This window comes from Sphingomonas naasensis, assembly GCF_004792695.1.
GTDB classification, from domain to species: domain Bacteria; phylum Pseudomonadota; class Alphaproteobacteria; order Sphingomonadales; family Sphingomonadaceae; genus Sphingomonas; species Sphingomonas naasensis.
The window spans coordinates 61,468-79,564 of sequence record NZ_SRXU01000006.1 but is presented as its reverse complement, the minus strand read 5'-3'; the positions used below and the strand labels follow the sequence as shown (position 1 = coordinate 79,564).

19 protein-coding genes and 1 tRNA gene are annotated in these 18,097 nt (G+C 67.7%); 10 read left to right on the top strand and 10 right to left on the bottom strand.

Annotated features, from left to right (window positions below):
• Positions 1-29 precede the first annotated feature (29 nt).
• On the top strand, positions 30-431 hold the full coding sequence (locus E5A74_RS13975; RefSeq protein ID WP_135986001.1) for a hypothetical protein: 402 nt from the start codon (positions 30-32) through the stop codon (positions 429-431).
• Here E5A74_RS13975 and E5A74_RS13970 read toward each other — a convergent pair.
• Positions 428-1,114: a DUF2490 domain-containing protein gene (locus E5A74_RS13970; RefSeq protein ID WP_166745806.1), complete on the bottom strand. Its 687-nt coding sequence runs from the start codon at positions 1,112-1,114 to the stop codon at positions 428-430. The two genes, E5A74_RS13975 and E5A74_RS13970, sit on opposite strands and share 4 nt — an antisense overlap.
• Before the next feature lie 165 nt (positions 1,115-1,279).
• Here E5A74_RS13970 and E5A74_RS13965 point away from each other — a divergent pair, with 165 nt between their 5' ends.
• The 3 genes from E5A74_RS13965 to E5A74_RS13955 all read left to right on the top strand — a co-directional run bounded on the left by E5A74_RS13965 (position 1,280) and on the right by E5A74_RS13955 (position 3,390).
• Positions 1,280-1,675, top strand: coding sequence for a hypothetical protein (locus tag E5A74_RS13965; protein ID WP_135985997.1), 396 nt, complete (start codon positions 1,280-1,282; stop codon positions 1,673-1,675).
• 19 nt (positions 1,676-1,694) lie between these two features.
• On the top strand, positions 1,695-2,351 hold the full coding sequence (gene fsa, locus E5A74_RS13960) for a fructose-6-phosphate aldolase (protein WP_135985996.1): 657 nt from the start codon (positions 1,695-1,697) through the stop codon (positions 2,349-2,351).
• A 145-nt stretch (positions 2,352-2,496) separates the two neighbouring features.
• Positions 2,497-3,390, top strand: a complete 894-nt coding sequence (locus E5A74_RS13955) for a tyrosine recombinase XerC (RefSeq protein ID WP_206365869.1) — start codon at positions 2,497-2,499, stop codon at positions 3,388-3,390.
• Here the strand turns inward: E5A74_RS13955 and E5A74_RS13950 are convergent.
• Genes E5A74_RS13950 through E5A74_RS13940 form a run of 3 tightly spaced genes read right to left on the bottom strand, consistent with a single transcriptional unit; the run spans position 3,387 to position 5,334 of the window.
• Complete coding sequence (locus tag E5A74_RS13950; protein WP_135985994.1) at positions 3,387-3,977, bottom strand: DedA family protein; 591 nt, start codon at positions 3,975-3,977, stop codon at positions 3,387-3,389. The genes E5A74_RS13955 and E5A74_RS13950 overlap by 4 nt on opposite strands.
• Before the next feature lie 4 nt (positions 3,978-3,981).
• Positions 3,982-4,941 (bottom strand): glutathione synthase, encoded by a 960-nt coding sequence (gene gshB / locus E5A74_RS13945; protein ID WP_135985992.1) that lies wholly within the window; start codon positions 4,939-4,941, stop codon positions 3,982-3,984.
• Between the two features lie 42 nt (positions 4,942-4,983).
• Positions 4,984-5,334, bottom strand: coding sequence for a YraN family protein (locus E5A74_RS13940; RefSeq protein ID WP_135986475.1), 351 nt, complete (start codon positions 5,332-5,334; stop codon positions 4,984-4,986).
• 279 nt (positions 5,335-5,613) lie between these two features.
• On the opposite strand from E5A74_RS13940, the gene E5A74_RS13935 reads away from it, so the two are divergent.
• Positions 5,614-5,811, top strand: a complete 198-nt coding sequence (locus E5A74_RS13935) for a hypothetical protein (protein WP_135985990.1) — start codon at positions 5,614-5,616, stop codon at positions 5,809-5,811.
• On the opposite strand, the gene rsmI is transcribed toward E5A74_RS13935, so the two are convergent.
• A complete protein-coding gene (gene rsmI / locus E5A74_RS13930; RefSeq protein ID WP_135985988.1) occupies positions 5,808-6,644 on the bottom strand; it encodes a 16S rRNA (cytidine(1402)-2'-O)-methyltransferase in 837 nt (278 codons plus the stop codon). The genes E5A74_RS13935 and rsmI overlap by 4 nt on opposite strands.
• A gap of 11 nt (positions 6,645-6,655) precedes the next feature.
• On the opposite strand from rsmI, the gene E5A74_RS13925 reads away from it, so the two are divergent.
• Positions 6,656-7,867 carry a penicillin-binding protein activator gene (locus E5A74_RS13925; protein ID WP_206365868.1) on the top strand — a complete coding sequence of 404 codons (1,212 nt, stop codon included), beginning with the start codon at positions 6,656-6,658 and terminating at the stop codon, positions 7,865-7,867.
• A gap of 144 nt (positions 7,868-8,011) precedes the next feature.
• On the opposite strand, the gene hemW is transcribed toward E5A74_RS13925, so the two are convergent.
• The 4 genes from hemW to E5A74_RS13905 all read right to left on the bottom strand — a co-directional run bounded on the left by hemW (position 8,012) and on the right by E5A74_RS13905 (position 12,894).
• Positions 8,012-9,157, bottom strand: coding sequence for a radical SAM family heme chaperone HemW (hemW, locus tag E5A74_RS13920; RefSeq protein ID WP_135985986.1), 1,146 nt, complete (start codon positions 9,155-9,157; stop codon positions 8,012-8,014).
• Between the two features lie 1,008 nt (positions 9,158-10,165).
• Positions 10,166-10,239: transfer RNA gene (locus tag E5A74_RS13915), tRNA-Gly, on the bottom strand.
• 55 nt (positions 10,240-10,294) lie between these two features.
• A complete protein-coding gene (locus E5A74_RS13910) occupies positions 10,295-11,296 on the bottom strand; it encodes a glycoside hydrolase family protein (RefSeq protein ID WP_240699815.1) in 1,002 nt (333 codons plus the stop codon).
• Entirely contained in the window at positions 11,260-12,894 is a 1,635-nt protein-coding gene (locus tag E5A74_RS13905; RefSeq protein ID WP_135985982.1) for an MFS transporter, read from the bottom strand. The genes E5A74_RS13910 and E5A74_RS13905 overlap by 37 nt, the downstream gene beginning before the upstream one ends.
• Before the next feature lie 152 nt (positions 12,895-13,046).
• Here E5A74_RS13905 and E5A74_RS13900 point away from each other — a divergent pair, with 152 nt between their 5' ends.
• Together E5A74_RS13900 and E5A74_RS13895 are read left to right on the top strand one after the other, a co-directional pair.
• Positions 13,047-14,306, top strand: coding sequence for an oligogalacturonate lyase family protein (locus E5A74_RS13900; protein ID WP_135985980.1), 1,260 nt, complete (start codon positions 13,047-13,049; stop codon positions 14,304-14,306).
• A complete protein-coding gene (locus E5A74_RS13895; protein WP_240699814.1) occupies positions 14,303-16,675 on the top strand; it encodes a glycoside hydrolase family 2 TIM barrel-domain containing protein in 2,373 nt (790 codons plus the stop codon). The genes E5A74_RS13900 and E5A74_RS13895 overlap by 4 nt, the downstream gene beginning before the upstream one ends.
• A 54-nt stretch (positions 16,676-16,729) precedes the next feature.
• Here E5A74_RS13895 and E5A74_RS13890 read toward each other — a convergent pair whose 3' ends face one another.
• A complete protein-coding gene (locus E5A74_RS13890) occupies positions 16,730-17,104 on the bottom strand; it encodes a hypothetical protein (protein WP_135985977.1) in 375 nt (124 codons plus the stop codon).
• A gap of 218 nt (positions 17,105-17,322) precedes the next feature.
• Here E5A74_RS13890 and E5A74_RS13885 point away from each other — a divergent pair, with 218 nt between their 5' ends.
• Both E5A74_RS13885 and E5A74_RS13880 read left to right on the top strand, forming a co-directional pair.
• Positions 17,323-17,736, top strand: coding sequence for a VOC family protein (locus E5A74_RS13885; protein WP_240699813.1), 414 nt, complete (start codon positions 17,323-17,325; stop codon positions 17,734-17,736).
• Positions 17,737-17,828: 92 nt separating this feature from the next.
• The gene (locus E5A74_RS13880) at positions 17,829-18,095 is read left to right on the top strand and encodes a DUF1294 domain-containing protein (RefSeq protein WP_135986473.1); all 267 of its coding nucleotides are present in this window, start codon (positions 17,829-17,831) and stop codon (positions 18,093-18,095) included.
• Positions 18,096-18,097 lie beyond the last annotated feature (2 nt).

Below are 18,097 nucleotides of genomic sequence, written 5' to 3'. Positions count from 1 at the left end.
TATCGCATCGATCGAGGAGATTCGCCCCGATGCTGCTCGCCGCCCTGTTGCTCGCCCAGACCGCTCCTTGCACTGCGATGGACGCCAACCTGCCGGCGCCGCTCGCTGGTTGGACCAGCAGCGCGCCGCACCCCGGCTTGATGCTCGGTCACGCCACGACACTCGACATCAGCGGCTACGCGGCGATGTCGAGGACCGATTTCACCGTTACGGAGGCGGGAATGTACGGCGTCGCGCTCGATCAGGGCGGGTGGATCGATGTCGCGCCGAAGGGCCGCGCTTCACTCACCTCCGTCGGGCACGGGCACGGCCCGGAATGCTCGACGATCCGCAAGATCGTCCGCTTCGCGCTGAAACCCGGTGTCTATACGCTCACGCTGAGCAAGCTGACCAAGGCGCCCAGGGTGATGCTCATCCGGGACGGAGGCTAGTCGCCGCTGGCGCCGAAGCTGGCGACGTTGAACGACAGCGTGGAGGTGGCCGCGTGATCCATCTGGTCGCGGCGGCCGCCGCGGCCGAAGCGATACTGGTTGAGATAGCCGACCTCGCCGCGCAGCTTGCCGCCGAGCCCGAAGGAGAGGCCGGCCGCGTTGCGCATCCGCTCATAGCCGCCCTGCTGGCCCCAGCCGGTGGTGTTGAGGTTGAGGAAATGCTCCTGCGTCGCGAAGAGCTTCAGGCCCTTGTCGTTGAGCGGCGTATCGAAGCCGAGCCGTGGACGCACCCGCACACCGACTCCGCCGCCGCTGCTGTTGAAGCGCTCCTCGAGCCGCAGCCGGCCTGAAAAGCCGCTGCCGAACGGCACCAGCACCATCTGCCGCAGGCGCTCCTCGTTGGGCAGCGCCACGCCGCGGTTCCAGTCCTCGACGTGCCGATAGCCGATCGACAGCTCGATGCCGCCTTCGAGCGTATGCGTGAACAGCGCCCCGAGCTCGGCATGCGAAAACCCTTCGGCGCGGTCGCTGAAGCGGCCGATCCCCTCCAGCGTGACCTTCTCGCGATCGCCGATCGTCACCGTGCCGTTGGTCTGCAGCCACAATTGGCTGTCGACCTGCTGGGCATTGGCGGCGAGCGGCAGCAGCAGCGGGACTGCCGAGAGGAGCGAGAGGCGCAGCACGTTCGATATCCTTGGAAGGCAGCCGTTCCGGGCGTCGGCGCCGGCGTGTAGCAATACTATAGCAATAATGTCACGAATTCGTCGCATTTGGCCGTGGTTGCGGCGCAGTCGCGCATGTGCCTATTATGTTCCGCCGGCAGCGACCGGCGCCGAGGGGGAAGAGCCATGCTGTTGACTGCGCTCGCGCTCACTATCGCCGTTCCACAACAATGTCGTGCCTTCGATACGCGATTGCCCGCGCCGCTCGCCGGGTGGACCCGCAACGGACGCGATTTCGATACCGGGCACGCCGTCACGCTCAACGCGGGACGCGACGGTATCGCTGCGACCACGGTGCGCATCCGCAAGGCGGGAACGTTCGGCATCGCGCTCGACCAGCCCGGCTGGATCGACGTCGCGCCGATGCGCGGCAAGCCGCTCGAGTCGCGCGCGCACGGCCATGGCCCCGAATGCTCGACGATCCGCAAGATCGTGCGCTACCAGCTGCGCCCGGGGACCTATCGCGTCACGGTGAACAAGCTTAAGGGGACCCGCGCGCGCCTGATGCTGGTGCGCTACTGATTCGCCCAAGGGACGCCACATGAAATTCTTCGCCGATACCGCCGACACCGCCGACATCCGCGATCTCGCCGATGCGGGACTGCTCGACGGCGTCACCACCAATCCGTCGCTGATCCACAAGGCGGGGCGCGATTTTCTCGAAGTGGTCGCCGAGATCTGCCAGATCGTCCCCGGCAAGCCGGTATCGGCGGAAGTCGTCGCGCTCGACTATGACGGCATGATGCGCGAGGCCGAGGTCGTGCGGAAGATCGCCGACAACATCGCGGTCAAGGTGCCGCTGACGATCGACGGCCTCAAGACCTGCAAGTCGCTCACCGACGACGGCACGATGGTCAACGTGACTTTGTGCTTCTCGGCCAACCAGGCGCTGCTCGCCGCCAAGGCCGGCGCGACCTTCGTCTCGCCCTTCGTCGGCCGCCACGACGACAATGGCTTCGACGGCATGCAACTGATCAGCGACATCCGGCTGATCTACGACAATTATGATTTCCAGACCGAGATCCTTGTGGCGAGCGTGCGCCATCCGATCCATGTGCTCGAGGCTGCGCGCATCGGCGCCGACGTGATGACCGCGCCGCCCGCGGTGATCCGCCAGCTGGTCAAGCACCCGCTGACCGACAAGGGCATCGAAGGCTTCCTCGCCGACTGGGCGAAGACCGGGCAGAAGATCGGTTGAAATTAACTCCTCCCGCGGAGGGGGAGGTGGCAGCCGCAGGCTGACGGAGGGGTATTCTCGACGGGCGACGTCGCCTGCGGAGAATACCCCTCCACCGCTTCGCGGTCCCCCTCCCCCTCCGGGGGAGGATTTGCTAGCGTCGGGCGTGACCGAACCCGCGCTGCCTTTGCTCTACGGCCAGCATCTCGCCCGCGACCGGCGGCGTTCGGCGCACACGGTGCGCGCCTATGAGGCGACCGCGGTGCGGCTGATCGGCTTCCTCCAGGCGCATTGGGGCGCGGCGGTGACGCGCGAGACGCTTGCCGGGATCGCTGCGGCGGATCTGCGCGCCTTCCTCGCGCATCGCCGCAACGAGGGCCTGTCCAACGCTTCCGCCGCGCGCGAGCTCTCGGCGGTGCGCGGTTTCCTCAAATTCGCCGCGGGCGAGGGCGCCGAGCTGCCGCGGCTGCGCGGCCCGCGGGTCAAGAAGGGCGTGCCGCGCCCGGTCGCCCCGCACGAGGCGGTGGCGCTCGCCGAGACCGTGGCCGAGGAAGCGCGCGAGCCGTGGATCGGCGCACGTGACTGGGCAGTGCTGCTGCTGCTCTACGGCGCGGGACTGCGTATCGGCGAGGCCGTGGGGCTGACCGGCGCGGTCCTGCCGCTCGGCGCGACGATGCGCGTCACCGGCAAGCGCGCCAAGACGCGGACGGTGCCGCTGCTGCCGCAGGTGCGCGAGGCGATCGAGGTCTATGCCAGGCTCTGCCCCTGGGGCGTGTCGCGCGACGCGCCGCTGTTTCGCGGGGCCAAGGGCGGGCCGCTGCCGCCGGGGATGATCCGCAAGGCGGTGCGCGCCGCGCGGACCGGGCTCGGCCTGTCCGAGCGGACCACCCCGCACGCGCTGCGCCACAGCTTCGCGACGCATCTGCTCGGCCGCGGCGCCGATCTGCGCGCGCTGCAGGAACTGCTCGGCCATGCCAGCCTGAGCTCGACCCAGATCTACACGGCGGTAGACGCCGCGCATCTGCTCGACGTCTATCGCAACGCGCATCCGCGCGCCTAGCGCCGCTCGCGCGGCTTCCACGTCAGCACGCGCCACAGATAGGCGACGAGCGCGAGCACGACGATCCCGGTGACCATCGGCGCGATCCAATGGTCGACCGTCTCGAAATTGGTGCCGAGCCAGAAGCCGATGCCGACGAGGACCGTGTTCCACACGAGGCTGCCCGCGGTGGTGTAGGCGACGAAGCGCCAGAAGGGCATGTGGAGCAGCCCGGCGGGGATCGAGATCACCGTGCGGCCGATCGGCATGAAGCGGAACACGAAGACGGTGGCGCCGCCCCAGCGATCGAAGAAGCCGCGCAGCTTCTCGACGTCCTGCCAGTCCATCGTCAGCCAACGCCCCCAGCGGTCGACCATCGGCTTGAGGCGCTGATAGCCGAAGCGGCGGCCGATCTCCCACCAGAACAGGTTGCCGACGGTGCAGCCGAGCGTACCGACAGCGACGAGCAGGACGAAGCTCAGCTTGCCCTGGCCCGCGGCGATGCCGCCGACGCTCATGATCACTTCGGAAGGGACCGGGGGGATCACATTTTCCAGCACCATCAGCAGGAAAATCCCGAAATAGCCCCAGTCGAGCCAGTTGATCATGCCGTCAGCCTGTCCGTTCGGCGACGCGGCGCTCGATCGCCTGCCAGATCAGCGCGCCGGTATCGGTGCCGTTGAACCGGTCGATCGCGACGATGCCGGTGGGCGAGGTGACGTTGATCTCGGTCAGCCACTCGCCGCCGATCACGTCGATCCCGACGAACAGCAGCCCGCGCTTCCTGAGCTCCGGCCCGAGCGCGGCGCAGATCTCCTGCTCGCGCGGAGTGAGCTCGGTTTTGGCCGCGGACCCGCCGACCGCGAGGTTCGAGCGGATCTCGCCCTCGCCGGGGATGCGGTTGATCGCCCCGGCGACCTCGCCATCGACGAGCACGATCCGCTTGTCGCCCGCGGCGACGGAAGGAAGGAACGCCTGCACCATGTGTGGCTCGCGCCACGCGGTGTTGAACACCTCGATCAGCGCGGAGAGATTGGCGCCGTCGCGGCCGACCTTGAAGATCGCCTTGCCGCCATTGCCGTGCAGCGGCTTGATGACGATCTCGCCATGCTGCGCGAGGAAGGCGCGCGCCTCGTCGAGGCTGCGCGTGATCAGCGTCGGCGGCATGAACGCGGCATAATCGAGAACGAAGACCTTCTCGGGCGCGTTGCGGACGCTGGCGGGATCGTTGACCACGAGAGTGCGGTCGGCGATCCGCTCGAGCAGATGCGTCGCGGTGATGTAGCCGAGGTCGAAGGGCGGGTCCTGGCGCATCAGCACCACATCGGCCTCCTCGCCGAGATCGAGCTTCACCGGATCCGCGAAGCGGAAATGATCCCCGGTGACGCGCTGTACGGTCACCGGATGCGCGCGGGTCCACACGCGGCCGTCCGCATAATTGAGGTCCTCGGCGGCATAGTGGAACAGCGTGTGGCCGCGTGCCTGCGCGGCGAGCATCAGCGCGAAGGTCGAATCGCCGGCGATGTTGATCGCATCGAGCGGGTCCATCTGCACGGCAATCTTGAGCGACATTCGGCCTCCTCCGGAACGCCCTAGGTGACTTATTCGAATAAGTCACCCTATCCAGGCGTTCTCGATATGGCGAGGCCGCGTGCGGGGGGCAATGAGGATCACGTCGATGCGGATGTCGTCGTTCGGGCCGGCATAGCGCGGCATCAGAATTTCGGCTGCAGCGGCGACGCGGGCGAGGCGCCGCTCGTCGATCGCGAAGTCGAGCTCGGCGCCGGTAGCGCGGGTCTTCACTTCGACAAAGGCGACGAGATTGCCCTTGCGGACGACGAGGTCGACTTCGCCCGCGGGGGTGCGCACCCGCCGGTCGAGTATCCGCCAGCCGCGCAACCACAGCCACCAGGCGGCGCGCCTTTCGCCGTCGCGCCCGCGCATCTCGGCCGCCTGGCGAGTCAGCCGGCGCGGCACGGTATCGGACGGGGGTTCGCGACACGCAGCATCGCGACCGAGCCTAGCGCAGGCCGCAGCATCCCCCAAGCCGCCTCTGTCCGACGCCGATTCGCGGCGAATTTCGCCGGATTTCCGCGCTTTCCGGGCGCTCGTCGCGTGCCGAGGCCGTTTCATCTGCGAGTCGGCGCGCAAGGGCTTGGCGCCTGTGGATAACTTTGGTTAGTCTCCGCTATTCCGACTCAGAAGAGGCGGGTCGCTAATCGTCACCGGGGGGTGCCGAAGGTTATGGAATCCAACGAAAGCTATTACCGGCGTCGCGCCATCCAGGAAATCGTCGCCGCAAGAAACGCCATCACCGCGGATGCCAAAGCGCGTCGGCGATTGCTGGCCGAGTCCTATGTGCGCCGCCTTTCGGAACTGACCGGAGCCGACGAGAGCTTCATGCTCGACGCGAATCCGGTGCGGCTGCAGGAAGTCGCCTAGGCCTTGAGCAGCATGGCGCGGGCATACAGGGCCTTGCGGTCCAGCCCGAGCCGTTTGGCGACCTCGCCCGCGGCCTTTGCGGGTGGCAGCCGCGTCAGCGCCTCCCTGAGCGCGATATCCGCTTCCTCTTCGCTGGCGGGCGCCGCTTCCCCCGGCGGCGCGACCACCACCACGATCTCGCCCCTGGGGGGCGCATCGGCATAGCGTTCCGCCAACTCGCCCAGCGTCCCGGTCACGCATTCCTCGAATCTCTTGGTGATCTCGCGGGCCACCGCGGCCTCGCGGTCGCCGAGCCCCTCGGCCAGCGCGGCGAGGCAGGCGGCGAGCCGCGGGCCCGATTCGTACAGCACCAGAGTCGCGCGGATCGCGGCGACCTCGGCGATCGCCTCGGCGCGCGCCTGCTGCTTCGCCGGCAGGAAGCCGAGGAAGAAGAAACGGTCGGTCGGCAGCCCGGCGAGGGTCAACGCGGCGATCGCGGCGCAAGGGCCGGGAATCGTGGTCACGACATGGCCGGCGGCGCGGGCATCGCGGACCAGCTTGAAGCCGGGGTCCGAGATCAGCGGCGTGCCGGCGTCGGAGACCAGCGCCACCGCCTCGCTCGTCATGCGGGCGATGAGGCCGGGGCGGACCGCGTCGGCATTATGATCGTGATAGGGAAGCATTTTCCCTTTGGTGCCGAGATGGCGGAACAGCCCCGCTGTCACACGCGAGTCTTCGACCGCAACCACATCGGCCTTCATCAGTATTTGAGCAGCGCGCGGACTGAGATCGCCGAGATTGCCGATCGGCGTCGCGACGATGTAGAGGCCGGGCGCAAGAACGAGATCATCCATCGGGGAGAGTCATGGCAGACGCCAGAGCATCAGCGCAACATGGGCTGAAGAACATCGTGCGCGCGGCCGCGGTCGGCATGGCGCTGTTCCTCGCGGCCTGCGCCAGCGGACCGCGGGTCGTCCCCGAGGCCGAGCGCCCCGCACCGGTCACGCGGCCGACGCCGGTGGCGCCGCGCCCGATCGCGCCGGGCCTGCCGCAGGACGTCGAGCGGCACCGCATCGCGCTGCTCGTTCCGCTCAGCGGGCCCAATGCCGGCGTCGGCCGATCGCTCCAGAACGCCACCCAGCTCGCCGTGCTCGACACGAAGAGCGACGTGCTGCGCATCACCACCTATGACACCGCCGCGCCCGGCGGCGCCGCTGCGGCGGCGCAGCAGGCGATCAGCGACGGCAACCGGCTGATCCTCGGGCCGCTGCTCGCCGAGGAAGCGCGCGAGGTCGCGCCGATCGCACGGCGCGCGCGGGTGCCGGTGCTGAGCTTCTCGAACGATGCCGGAGTGGCGGGCAACGGCACCTTCATCCTCGGCTATGTGCCGGCCCAGTCGATCGAGCGCGTGGTCAATTTCGCCAAGCGTTCGGGGATCACCGACTTCGCCGGGCTCGTCCCCAGCGGCCTCTATGGCGAGCGCGCCTCGACGGCGTTCCTGCGCGCGGTCGAGAGCGCCGGGGGCAAGGTCAACGCGCTCGAGACCTATGACGGTCGCCCCGGCTCGATGACCACGGCGATCGCGAAGATCGGCCGCTCGCCGTTCGATGCGATCCTCGTCGCGGGCAGCGCCGAGGGTGCGGTGACCGCGGCGCCGCTGATCCGCCGCACCACCAGCGGCAAGGCCGCGCGGCTGCTCGGCACCGAATTGTGGAACACCGATTCGGCGATCGGCGGCAAGGCGGCGCTCAACGGTGCGTGGTTCGCCAGCGTGCCCGACAATTATTATCGCCAATACGCCACCAAATATCGCGCGCGCTTCGGCACCGCGCCGTATCGGCTGTCGACGCTCGGCTATGACGCGGTGCTGCTCACCGTGCGGATCGCGCGCGGCTGGCGGCCGGGCGACGAGTTCCCCGCGGCCCGGCTCACCGAGCGCGAAGGCTTTGCCGGGCTCGACGGCGCGTTCCGCTTCGGCCGCGACGGCGTCGCCGAGCGCGCGCTCGAGGTGCAGGAGGTCCGCGGCGGCACGACCGCGACGGTGTCCCCCGCGCCGGCGAATTTCGGTGCGAACTAAGTCGTAAAATCCTCCCTCGCGCAGCGGGGGAGGGGGACCACGCAGTCGTGGAGGGGGCGTCTCCGCAAGCGAAGTCGCCTGCGGAAAGGTCCCCTCCGTCATGCTTCGCATGCCACCTCCCCCGCTGCGCGAGGGAGGATTTGACTAGGCGATCACCAGCTCGCGCAGGATCGCTTCGAGCACCGGCATGCCGGTGTCGGTGACGCGCAGGCGGTCGCCCGCGGTGACGATCAGCCCCTGATCGCGCATCCGGCCGAGCGTGCGCGGGTCGATCGGCGCCGCGCCGCCGGCGAGCGCGGCCACGCGCGGCAGATCGACTCCCTCGGGAAGCCGGAGCCCCATCACCAGCGCCTCGACCGCGCGCTCCTGCGGAGTCAACGCGTCCTCGATCTGCGCGCCATGGCCGTTGCGCGCCACCGCGCCCATCCAGTTCTCGGGTTTTTTGTGCCGCATCGTCGCCAGCCCGCCGCGTCGGCCATGCGCGCCGGGGCCGATCCCGGCATAGTCGCCATAGCGCCAATAGGTGAGATTGTGCCGGCTCTCCGCGCCCGGCAGGGCATGGTTGGAGATCTCATAGGCCGGCAGCCCCGCGGCCGCGGTGATGGCGCGCGTCGCCTCGAACAGATCCGCGCCGGCGTCGGGATCATAGGCGGCGAGCTCGCCCTTCTCGAACAGCGTCGCGAAGCGCGTGCCGGGCTCGATGGTGAGCTGGTAGAGCGAGAGATGCTCGGTGCCGAAACCGATCGCGCGGGCGAGCTCGGCCTCCCACGCGGCGAGGTCCTGATCGGGGCGGGCATAGATCAGGTCGAAGCTCACCCGGCCGAACACCGACTGCGCCGTGGCGAGCGCGGCCAGCCCTTCGTTGACGTCGTGCGCGCGGCCGAGGAAGCGCAGCGCGACGTCGTCGAGCGCCTGCAGCCCCAGCGACACCCGGTTGACCCCGGCCGCGGCCAGATCGGCGAAGCGCGCCGCCTCGACCGAGGAGGGATTGGCCTCGAGCGTGATCTCGATCCCGGGCGCGAATCCCCAATGCCGCTCCGCCGCCGCGATCACCGCCGCCACTGTCTCGGGCGGCATCAGCGAGGGCGTGCCGCCGCCGAAGAAGATCGAGCCGAGCCGGCGCCCCGGCAGCTGCCCCGCCTCATAGGCGAGGTCGGCGAGCATCGCTTCGCGCCACGCATCCTGATCGACGCGCTCGCGGACATGGCTGTTGAAGTCGCAATAGGGGCATTTCGACACGCAGAACGGCCAATGCACATAGAGTGCGAGCGGGGGTGTGTCGGTGCTCATGCGCGTGAAAGGGCTGGAGCGGGTAAACGAAGTCGATCTAGTGTCAAGCATGGTGTGAGCGAACGGCCGGAATTGGGTGGATTGCTGCCGTCGGTGATCGTATCAATTTGCAGCTGATCTGCACTTCCTAGGACCGGGATGTCGATGGGACTGTTTTTGGCGCTCGCAAGCTTCGGTTGGATGGCAGATGAAACGGCTACGGAGCGCTACGCGCCCATCTTTCAGACAGTGCGCAACTTCGAAGTCGCTGAGACGGACGCGTGGGCGGACCAATATGTATCGAGCGATGCTATTCTCGAATTTCCGAGTGTTCCCCGGTCTGACCCTACCAGGAAGCGTCTGTGGCGCAACGTGCCGTCTTCAGGGGTCCGCTGCGAGACGCGGGTTCTTCGGATGACGATTGTCGCAGTGCAGAAACGAGACGCGACAGTCGATGCGAAGGCGGCGTGCAAAGTCCAGTATCGTTCCCGAAACGGGTTTGAGTTTTCGGGCGTGACCAGTTGGATCTCGGACCGCCTTCAACTCGATCGCGTTGGGAGGGACTGGCGAATAGTCAATGTCACTCGCCGCGTGCGCAATACCGGGAGTGACGCCGCTTGGCATCGCCGAAACCCCTAGGGCAAGAAGTCTGTGGCGATTGTAGGAGTGCCCGCAATCGGGGCGTTACCGGCCCGGAAGCTTCTAAATCCATTTTCAGCCGCAATGTCCGGGATGGGTGGAAAGCGACCGCTCTTTTATCCGTTGGAGCGTCTACGGGCGGCGGCGAAGTTCGTCCCTGATCTCGCGCAGCGTGCGAGCAATAGACGCGAGTGCAAACAGGATGATCGCTACAGCGAGTATCTCAAGGGGGCTCACCGGTGACTGTCTCCGAATGGGGTTCGGCGCAGATGCCTCAATCCCTGGGCGTCCGCTAGCGGGGCGTTAGCCGCCAATCTGCTCTCGCTGGTTACGGCTGGGCGATGCACAGCCCGTGCAGCGGGGTGCCCGGGGGGCAATACCTGATGCAGCTGGAGCGGGTAACGGGAATCGAACCCGTGTATTCAGCTTGGAAGGCTGCTGCACTACCATTGTGCTATACCCGCATGCCCAGCGGCGGGGCAGGTGCCACAACCCGCCTGCCGAGGTCAACTGCCGTCGCTACTTGCCGAGCCGCATCGTCGCCGGCCTGGTGCGATCGACCGAGACGAGGCCGTGCTTTTCCTCGAGCTCGGCGACCTGCAGCACGCTGCGCCGGCCCCAGTCCGGGTCGGCCTTCGCCTCGGGCTCGCCCGACTGGTGGACGAAATAGACGAGATACGCCCGGTCGCCCGCGACGATCACGTCGGGATGCTGTGCCTTGGCACGATCGGTCGGACGCGTGCCGGGCTCGCCAGCGAGATGGCCGGGCTGGGCGGTCCAATGTTCGCCATCGCTCGAATGCTGGACCAGCAGCCCCTTCCACGCATCGCTGATCAGCCACCAGCGGCCGCGCCAGCGGAACGCCTTGGGTCCTTCGCCGGGCGTGGTCACCGCGGTGCCGCGCACCGTCCAGCTCCTGAGGTCTGGGCTGTCGGCCCAGCGGATCGCCTTGCCCATGCGCTCGTCGTTGAACCACATCCGATAGCCGCCCTGCGGCAGCGCCAGCACGCTGGCGTCGATGATCCGGTCCGAGCCCAGTTCGACGCGCTCGCCGCAGTTCCAGCGCTCGAGGTCGGGGCTGGTGAGGTGGACGAGGAAGCGCGGCGCGTTCCAATTGGCGAACACGCCCGGCACCACGGTGACCCACATGTGCCAGCTGTTGCCGAAGCGCTGGACCTCGGGCGCCCAGAGCGTCGCGCCGGTGCAGCTCTCGGGGATCGCCGCCGTCCCCGAATAGCGCCAATGCGCGCCGTCCTTCGAGCGTGCGACGCCGATCGCAGTGCCGTGGACCCAGCTGACGTCCTTCGGGTCGGCCAGCTTCAGATCGGCGCGGCGATTGGTGTAGAACATCACCCATTCGCCGGTCTTCGGGTCGTGGATGGTCGACGGGTCGGCGGCGCCGTCGTGCACCGGATCGCGGAACAGCGGTACGGTCGCGACCGCGGGCGCAGCCTGGTCCAGCAAGGCGAGCGCGGCGAGCAGCATCAGCGACTGGATCCGGCGACGGCGTTCTTGCCCCACAGCTGGTCGTACTTCCAACCCGACAGGTCCTCGACGATCGCCTTTGCCTCGGGCGAGAGAGGAGTGGTGCCCCCGGCTCTCAAATGATCGATCTCGGCCATCAGTACCGCATGCGTCCCGGCATTCAGGCGGAAGCGCCACGAGGCGATCAGACCTCCGAGCATGACGAGGATCGGCCCGAGGATCAGCAGCCAGGTGATGGTGGCGATTGCTTGCGGAGTCTGGAGCACGGCTTCGCCGGGCGCTCCCTTCGGCGAGACATAGCCGCCAAGGTCGATGATCCAGCCGGTGAGAATGACGGCGCCGGACTGGGCGAGCTTGCGCACCAGCGTCATCACCCCGGCGAAGATCCCTTCGCGGCGGCGCGCGGTGACTGCCTCGTCGACGTCGGGCAGGTAGTTGTAGACCGACCATGGCACGAAATTGAGCGTGCCGCGGCCCAGCCCCGCGAGCACGATCGGCACGAACAGCCAGAACATCAGCATCGGGCTGAATGCCGGGGATCCCGGGTTGAGCGCCGAAAGCAGATTTCCATTGAGCGCGCCGAGCTCCGCGGCAAAAGCCGCCGGCTTGAGGTAGTAGAACGCCAGAAACAGCAGCAGCCCGGCGCCGAAGAAGCCGATCGCCACGCGATAGGCGACCACCGGCCCCACCCGGATGACGATGTTGAGGGCGATCAGCACCGAGATGAGCTGGGCCACGTACATGATCGTCAGCAACTGCGAGATGATCAGGGTCGCGCCCATCATCACGGTCACGACGAAAATCGGGAAGGCGGTGTTGAAGATGTCCTGCGAGATGTAGCCGCCGAGATAGATCGACAAATGCTGGCGGAATGCGCGGATCCGCAGCGTCGAGAACAGATCGCGGAACATCGCGACGGGAATGAGCGCGGCGGTCTTCAGGTCGAGCGGGCTCGGCTGCACCCGCAGTTCCGCCTCGGTGTAGGGGCGCTCCCAGGTGAAGATCACCACGAGCAGCACGACCAGGCTGAACAGCCCGCCGAAGATCGCCGCCATGATCAGGAAGGTCGTGGGCGAATCCTTGCCGCCGAGGCTGCTGATGATCAGCGTCGGCAGATAGGAGGCGAGAATGGCGGAGCTCTGCGCCACCAGCATGCGCGCGCCAGCGAACTTCGCCTTCTTGCGGTAATCGTTGGTCATCTCCGCGGCGAGCGTCTCCCACGGGATGAGGAACATGGTGTAGACGAATTCGAAGAAGATGAAGGTCAGCAGGTAATATGTGAAGCTGTGCCCGGCGACGAAGATCAGCGCGAAGCTGGGCAGCAGCGGGATCGTGGCGATCAGGAAGATCTTGCGGCGCCCGACACGCCGGCCGATCCAGGTGTGGCGCAGATTGTCGGACACATAGCCGATCAGCGGGCAGGTGATCGCCTCGAGCAAGCGCGGCAGGCCGAGGATCAGCCCCGCCTCGGCGGCGGAGAGGTCGCAGAAGGTGGTGAAGAAATAGAGTAGCCAGCCGGTGACGACCGCCTGCGCGCCTGCGCCGAGCAGATCGCCCGAGCCCCAGCCCCAATAATTGTACCAGCGCGGCTCGCGATGCGCGGCGGTGATAGGCGCGGACGCGCTGGCGGCCATAAACTTCCTCTCGAGCGACAGGCCTCAGCCTGTTCTTTACTCCATATTTTGAACCGCTATCATGATATGTGGAACGACATCAAGTCGGCGGGAGAGAGAGGATGCGCCTCGCGCGTGCGATTTGCCAAGGGTTTGCGACTGCATCGCTGGTCATGGCGGGAGCCGCTTCGGCTGACCCGGCGGCCGAATGGATCGACCCGCTCACCGGGCACAAGGTGATCCGGATCAGCCGCGAGCCGGGCTCGGCGAGCCTCTATTTCCACCAGAACAGCTACACGCCGCAGGGCGACAAGATGGTGATCTCGGTCCCGGGCGGACTCGCCACGGTCGACCTCAAGACTTGGACCGTCGCGCCGCTGCTCAGGGAGGACGGCATCGTCCTGCTCTTCACCGGCCGCAAGACGCGCACCGCCTATTATCAGAAGCGCGCGGCGCCCGGCGCACCCTCGACGGTGTTCGGGATCGACATCGATTCGGGCAAGGTGCGCAAGATCGCCGATATCGACCGCGGCTTCATCGGCTCGATCAACGCCGACGAGACACTGCTCCTCGGTCAATGGGCCGAGAACGACAAGCCGCTCCAGCCCGGTGCGAAGCCCGCCGACAATGCCAGGTTCGGCCAGGCGCAATATGCCGCCAACTGGCCCGACGGGCGGCCGATGACCTATGCCGATGCCAAGGAAGTGCGGCTCAACGAGCGGCTCGAGGCGAAGATTCCGATGGAGATCTTCACGATCGACGTGAAGACCGGCGCGCGCAAGGTGGTCACCGCGTCGACCGACTGGCTCAACCATATCCAGTTCTCGCCGACCGACCCGCAGCAGATCATGTATTGCCACGAAGGCCCGTGGCACAAGGTCGACCGGATCTGGACGATCCGCGCCGACGGCACCGGCAAGAAGCTGGTCCACACCCGCACGATGAACATGGAGATCGCCGGCCACGAGTTCTTCGCGCCCGACGGCAAGACGATCTGGTACGACCTCCAGACCCCGCGCGGCGAGGTGTTCTGGCTCGCCGGCTACGATCTCGCGACCGGCAAGCGCCGCTGGTACAATGTCGAGCGCAACGAATGGTCGGTCCATTACAATCAGTCGCCCGACCTCAAGCTCTTCTCGGGCGACGGCGGCGACAGCGAGATGGTCGCGCACGCGCCCGACGGCAAATATCTCTACCTGTTCCATCCCAAGGCCATTCCCGACGTCGCCGGCATTCACGCGCCGGGTGCGGAGGCGCTGATCGCGCCCGGCACCTTCGACGCCGAGAAGCTCGTCGACATGCGCAAGCAGGATTACCGGCTCGAGCCCAACATGACCTTCACCCCCGACGGCAAATGGATCGTGTTCCGCGCCAATTTCGAAGGCGCCAACCATATCTACGCGGTCGAGCTGGCCAAGGCGGCGGCGAAGTGAGGGCGGCATTCGGCGCGGGAGTTGCGTTCGCGCTAGGCCTGGCCGCACCGGCGCTGGCGCAGCCCACCGAACGTGTGTCGATTGATAAGGACTGGCGGCTGCAGATCGGCGACCAGGTCGACGCGATGGCGCCGGCGCTCGACGACAGCGGCTGGAAGCAGGTCGATGTGCCGCATGATTGGGCGATCGCCGGGCCGTTCGACCAGACAGCGCGTGCGACCGGATCGGGCGGCTGGCTGCCCACCGGGGTCGCCTGGTATCGCAAGCATTTCCGCCTGCCCGAGGGCGCGCGCGGGCGGCGCGTGTTCGTCGAGCTCGATGGGGTGATGGATCGCGCCGGCGTGTGGATCAACGGTCAGCATGTCGGCTATCGGCCCAACGGCTATTCGAGCGTCCGCTACGAGCTGACCCCGTTCCTCAAACCCGATGGCGACAATGTGCTGGCCGTCCGCGCCGATACCTCGGCGCAGCCTGCGTCGCGCTGGTATGCCGGCGGCGGCATCTATCGCCATGCCCGGCTGGCGATCAGCGGCGACGTGCATTTCGAGCCATGGGGCGTGGCGGTGCGGCCGTCGCTGACCGACCGTAGCGCAGGCGCCCAGATCGCCATCGTCGCCAGCGTCCGCAACGCCGCCGATGCCGCCGGTCGCGGCAAGCTCGCCGTGGTGATCCGCGCGCCCGACGGCAGCGTGGTCGCGCGCGGCGAGGGCAGCGAGGCGGCGCTCGACGGCGCCCGCTCGACCGAGCTGCAGGCGCGCCTCCGTGTCGACGATCCGCGGCTATGGGACCCGCGCGATCCGGCGCTCTACACCGCCGAGGTGACGCTCACCGGCGCCGACGGCAAGGTCCTCGATCGCCAGACCGAGCGCTTCGGCATCCGTGACGCGCGCTTCGAGGCGGCGAGCGGCTTCTGGCTCAACGGCCGCAACCTCAAATTGAAGGGCGTGGCGATCCATGCCGATGGCGGCGCGTTCGGCATGGCCGTCCCGCTCGCCATGTACGAGCGGCGGCTGCGCGGGCTGATGAAGCTCGGCGTCAACGCGGTGCGCACCGCGCATCATCCCTTCTCGCCCGAATTCCTCGACCTGTGCGACCGGCTCGGGCTGATCGTGATGGACGAGGCGTTCGACATGTGGACGGTCGCCAAGAACCCCAACGACTATCATCTGTTCTTCACCGACTGGTCGTCGATCGACGCGCGCGATTTTGCCCGGCGCGACCGCAATCACCCGAGCGTGGTGATCTGGTCGATCGGCAACGAGATCCACGACACGCCCTATCCGCTGGTCGCCAAGTCAATCGTCGAGCGTCTCATGAAGATCTTCCATGCCGAAGATCCGACCCGCCCGGTGACGATGGCGCTGTTCCGGCCGAACACGACCAAGGATTACGAGAACGGCCTCGCCGACATGCTCGACGTGGTCGGGCAGAATTACCGCGAAAACGAGCTGGCCAAGGCGCACGCCGACAAGCCGTCGCGGAAAATCATCGGTACCGAGAACAGCAAGAACCGCGGCAGCTGGGTGATCGTGCGCGACAATCCGGCCTATGCGGGCATGTTCCTGTGGACCGGCGTCGATTATCTCGGCGAGGCCGACCGCGCCGGCTGGCCGGTGATCGGCAACCCCTCGGGGCTCACCGACCGCACCGACTTCGTCAAGCCGATCGGCTGGGAGCGGGCGAGCTGGTGGGCCGAGACGCCGGTGGTCAAGATCACCCGCCGCGTGACCGAAGTGATCGACACCAGCGAGCTGCCGACGATGGTCGGCGTGGCGATGCCGCAGCCGCGCGGACCAGGCGCGCTGCGCGACTGGTCGCCCGAGAACCGCGCGCCGCACAACGAGGCAGTCGAGGCCTATAGCAACGCCGCGAGCGTCGAGCTGCTGCTCAACGGCCGCTCGCTGGGGAGCAAGCCGCGGCCCGCCGACGACAGCGCCCGGCGCTGGGAGGTGCCGTTCGAAGCCGGGGCGATCCGCGCGGTGGCGCGCGACGCGAGCGGCAAGATCGTCGGCAATGACGAATTGCGCAGCGCGGGTGCGCCGGCGGCGATCCGGCTCACCGCCGAGGCGCCGGCGATGGGCGGCGGCTTCGACGATCTCGGCTTCGTCCGCGTCGAGGTGGTCGACGCCAGGGGGGTGGTGGTGCCGGGTGCGGCCGATCGGGTGCGGATCGCTGTCGAGGGGCCGGGGCGGCTGGTCGCGTACGACAATGGCTCGCCAACCGAGCATACCCCGTTCGCCTGGCCCGAGCGGCCGGTATTCGGCGGGAATGCGCTGGCGATGCTGCGCGGGACCGGGCACGGGACGGTGCGCGTGCGCGCGACCGCGCCCGGGCTCAAGGCCGGGACGGCGACGATCACCGCGCGCTGAGGCTCCTGACCCTCGCCCAAAGGGAAAGGTCGAGGGCCGGCCAATCGCACCTGGTCAGCGAAGGTGGCGCCATTCACCGAGCTTGCGCCGGCGAAGCGAGTCGACCGTGACGGCGAGCATCGGCACGGGTTGTTCGCGCGACGAACGCGCAGACACTATCAACCGCGCGCCCACTTTCTGGAAATAGGCGAGACAGGGGTCGGGAAGCGGCACCGTCAGGGTGGCGGGCACCGTGCCCTTGATCACCGCGGTGACGCGCAGCAAGCCCGGTGGCGGCGCGACCTTCTCGGCGAGCAGTCGCGGCCTCGGCGCGCGCAGTACGACGACCTGCGCGACATAGCGCGCCTCGGCGAACGTCTTCACGGCCGCGGCATCGATCCGGGCGCGGGAGAGGGTGCCGCGATGCTGTTCGGCGGCGCCGGCGTGCATGCCATCGCGGGATTTGCCAGAGAAGACGCGGGCGCCAGTGTCGCAGCAGCCAGAAGCCATCGCATGGTTGCCCTCCCGTTCCCGGCGATACTCGCTCTGACATCTTAACGATGGCTTGCGAGGCGGCTCGCGCGCGCGCCGGTCCGTGCTAGACAAGGCCGTTCGACAATGGGGAGATCGTCATGCGCAAGGCGCGATGGGCTGGCGCGGGAATCGCAATGGTTTTGACGCTGGTCGCGGTGCCGGCGAATGCGCAACAGGCCGGGCATGTCACCGGCGTGGGCGGGGTGTTCGTCAAGAGCAAGGATCCGAAGGCGCTCGCCGCCTGGTATCGCGACGTGCTCGGCATCCCGGTGGAGAGCGTCGGCTTCGCGATGCTGCGCTATGATGCGCCCGGCCATCCCGAGGCGGTCGTGTGGCGCGGGTTCAAGCAGGACACGCACTATATGGACCCGTCTCCGCGCGAGTTCATGCTCAACTTCACCGTCGACGACATGGACGCGTTCATCGCGCGGCTGAAGGCGAAGGGCGTCGCGATCCTCAAGCGCGACGATAGCGATCCGAGCGGCAAGTTCGCATGGATCCTCGATCCGGACGGCACCAAGATCGAGCTGTGGCAGCCCAAGCCGTAGCGCCCGGCCAATTCCCGTGTCTTGCCGGCTCCCCGGGGATCGGCGATGCGTCGGCAAGGAATGCGTAATTGTCTGCGGTGCAGATTGATCCGATGTTCGCAATCGCTCTTGGCTGGGTCCTGAGCATCAACCTCTGGACGATGGGATGCTTCTGGCACGACAAGCGCCGCGCAATCGCCGGCGCGCGCCGGATACGCGAAGCCGATCTTCTGGGGTTGGCGCTGCTGGGCGGGTCGCCGGGCGCGTTGGCGGCGCGGCGGATGTTTCGCCACAAGACCCGCAAGGAGCCTTTCTCCACCTATCTTCTGCTGATCGTGGCGGTCCAGGGCGGTATCGCGATCGGGCTGATGGTCTGGTGAAC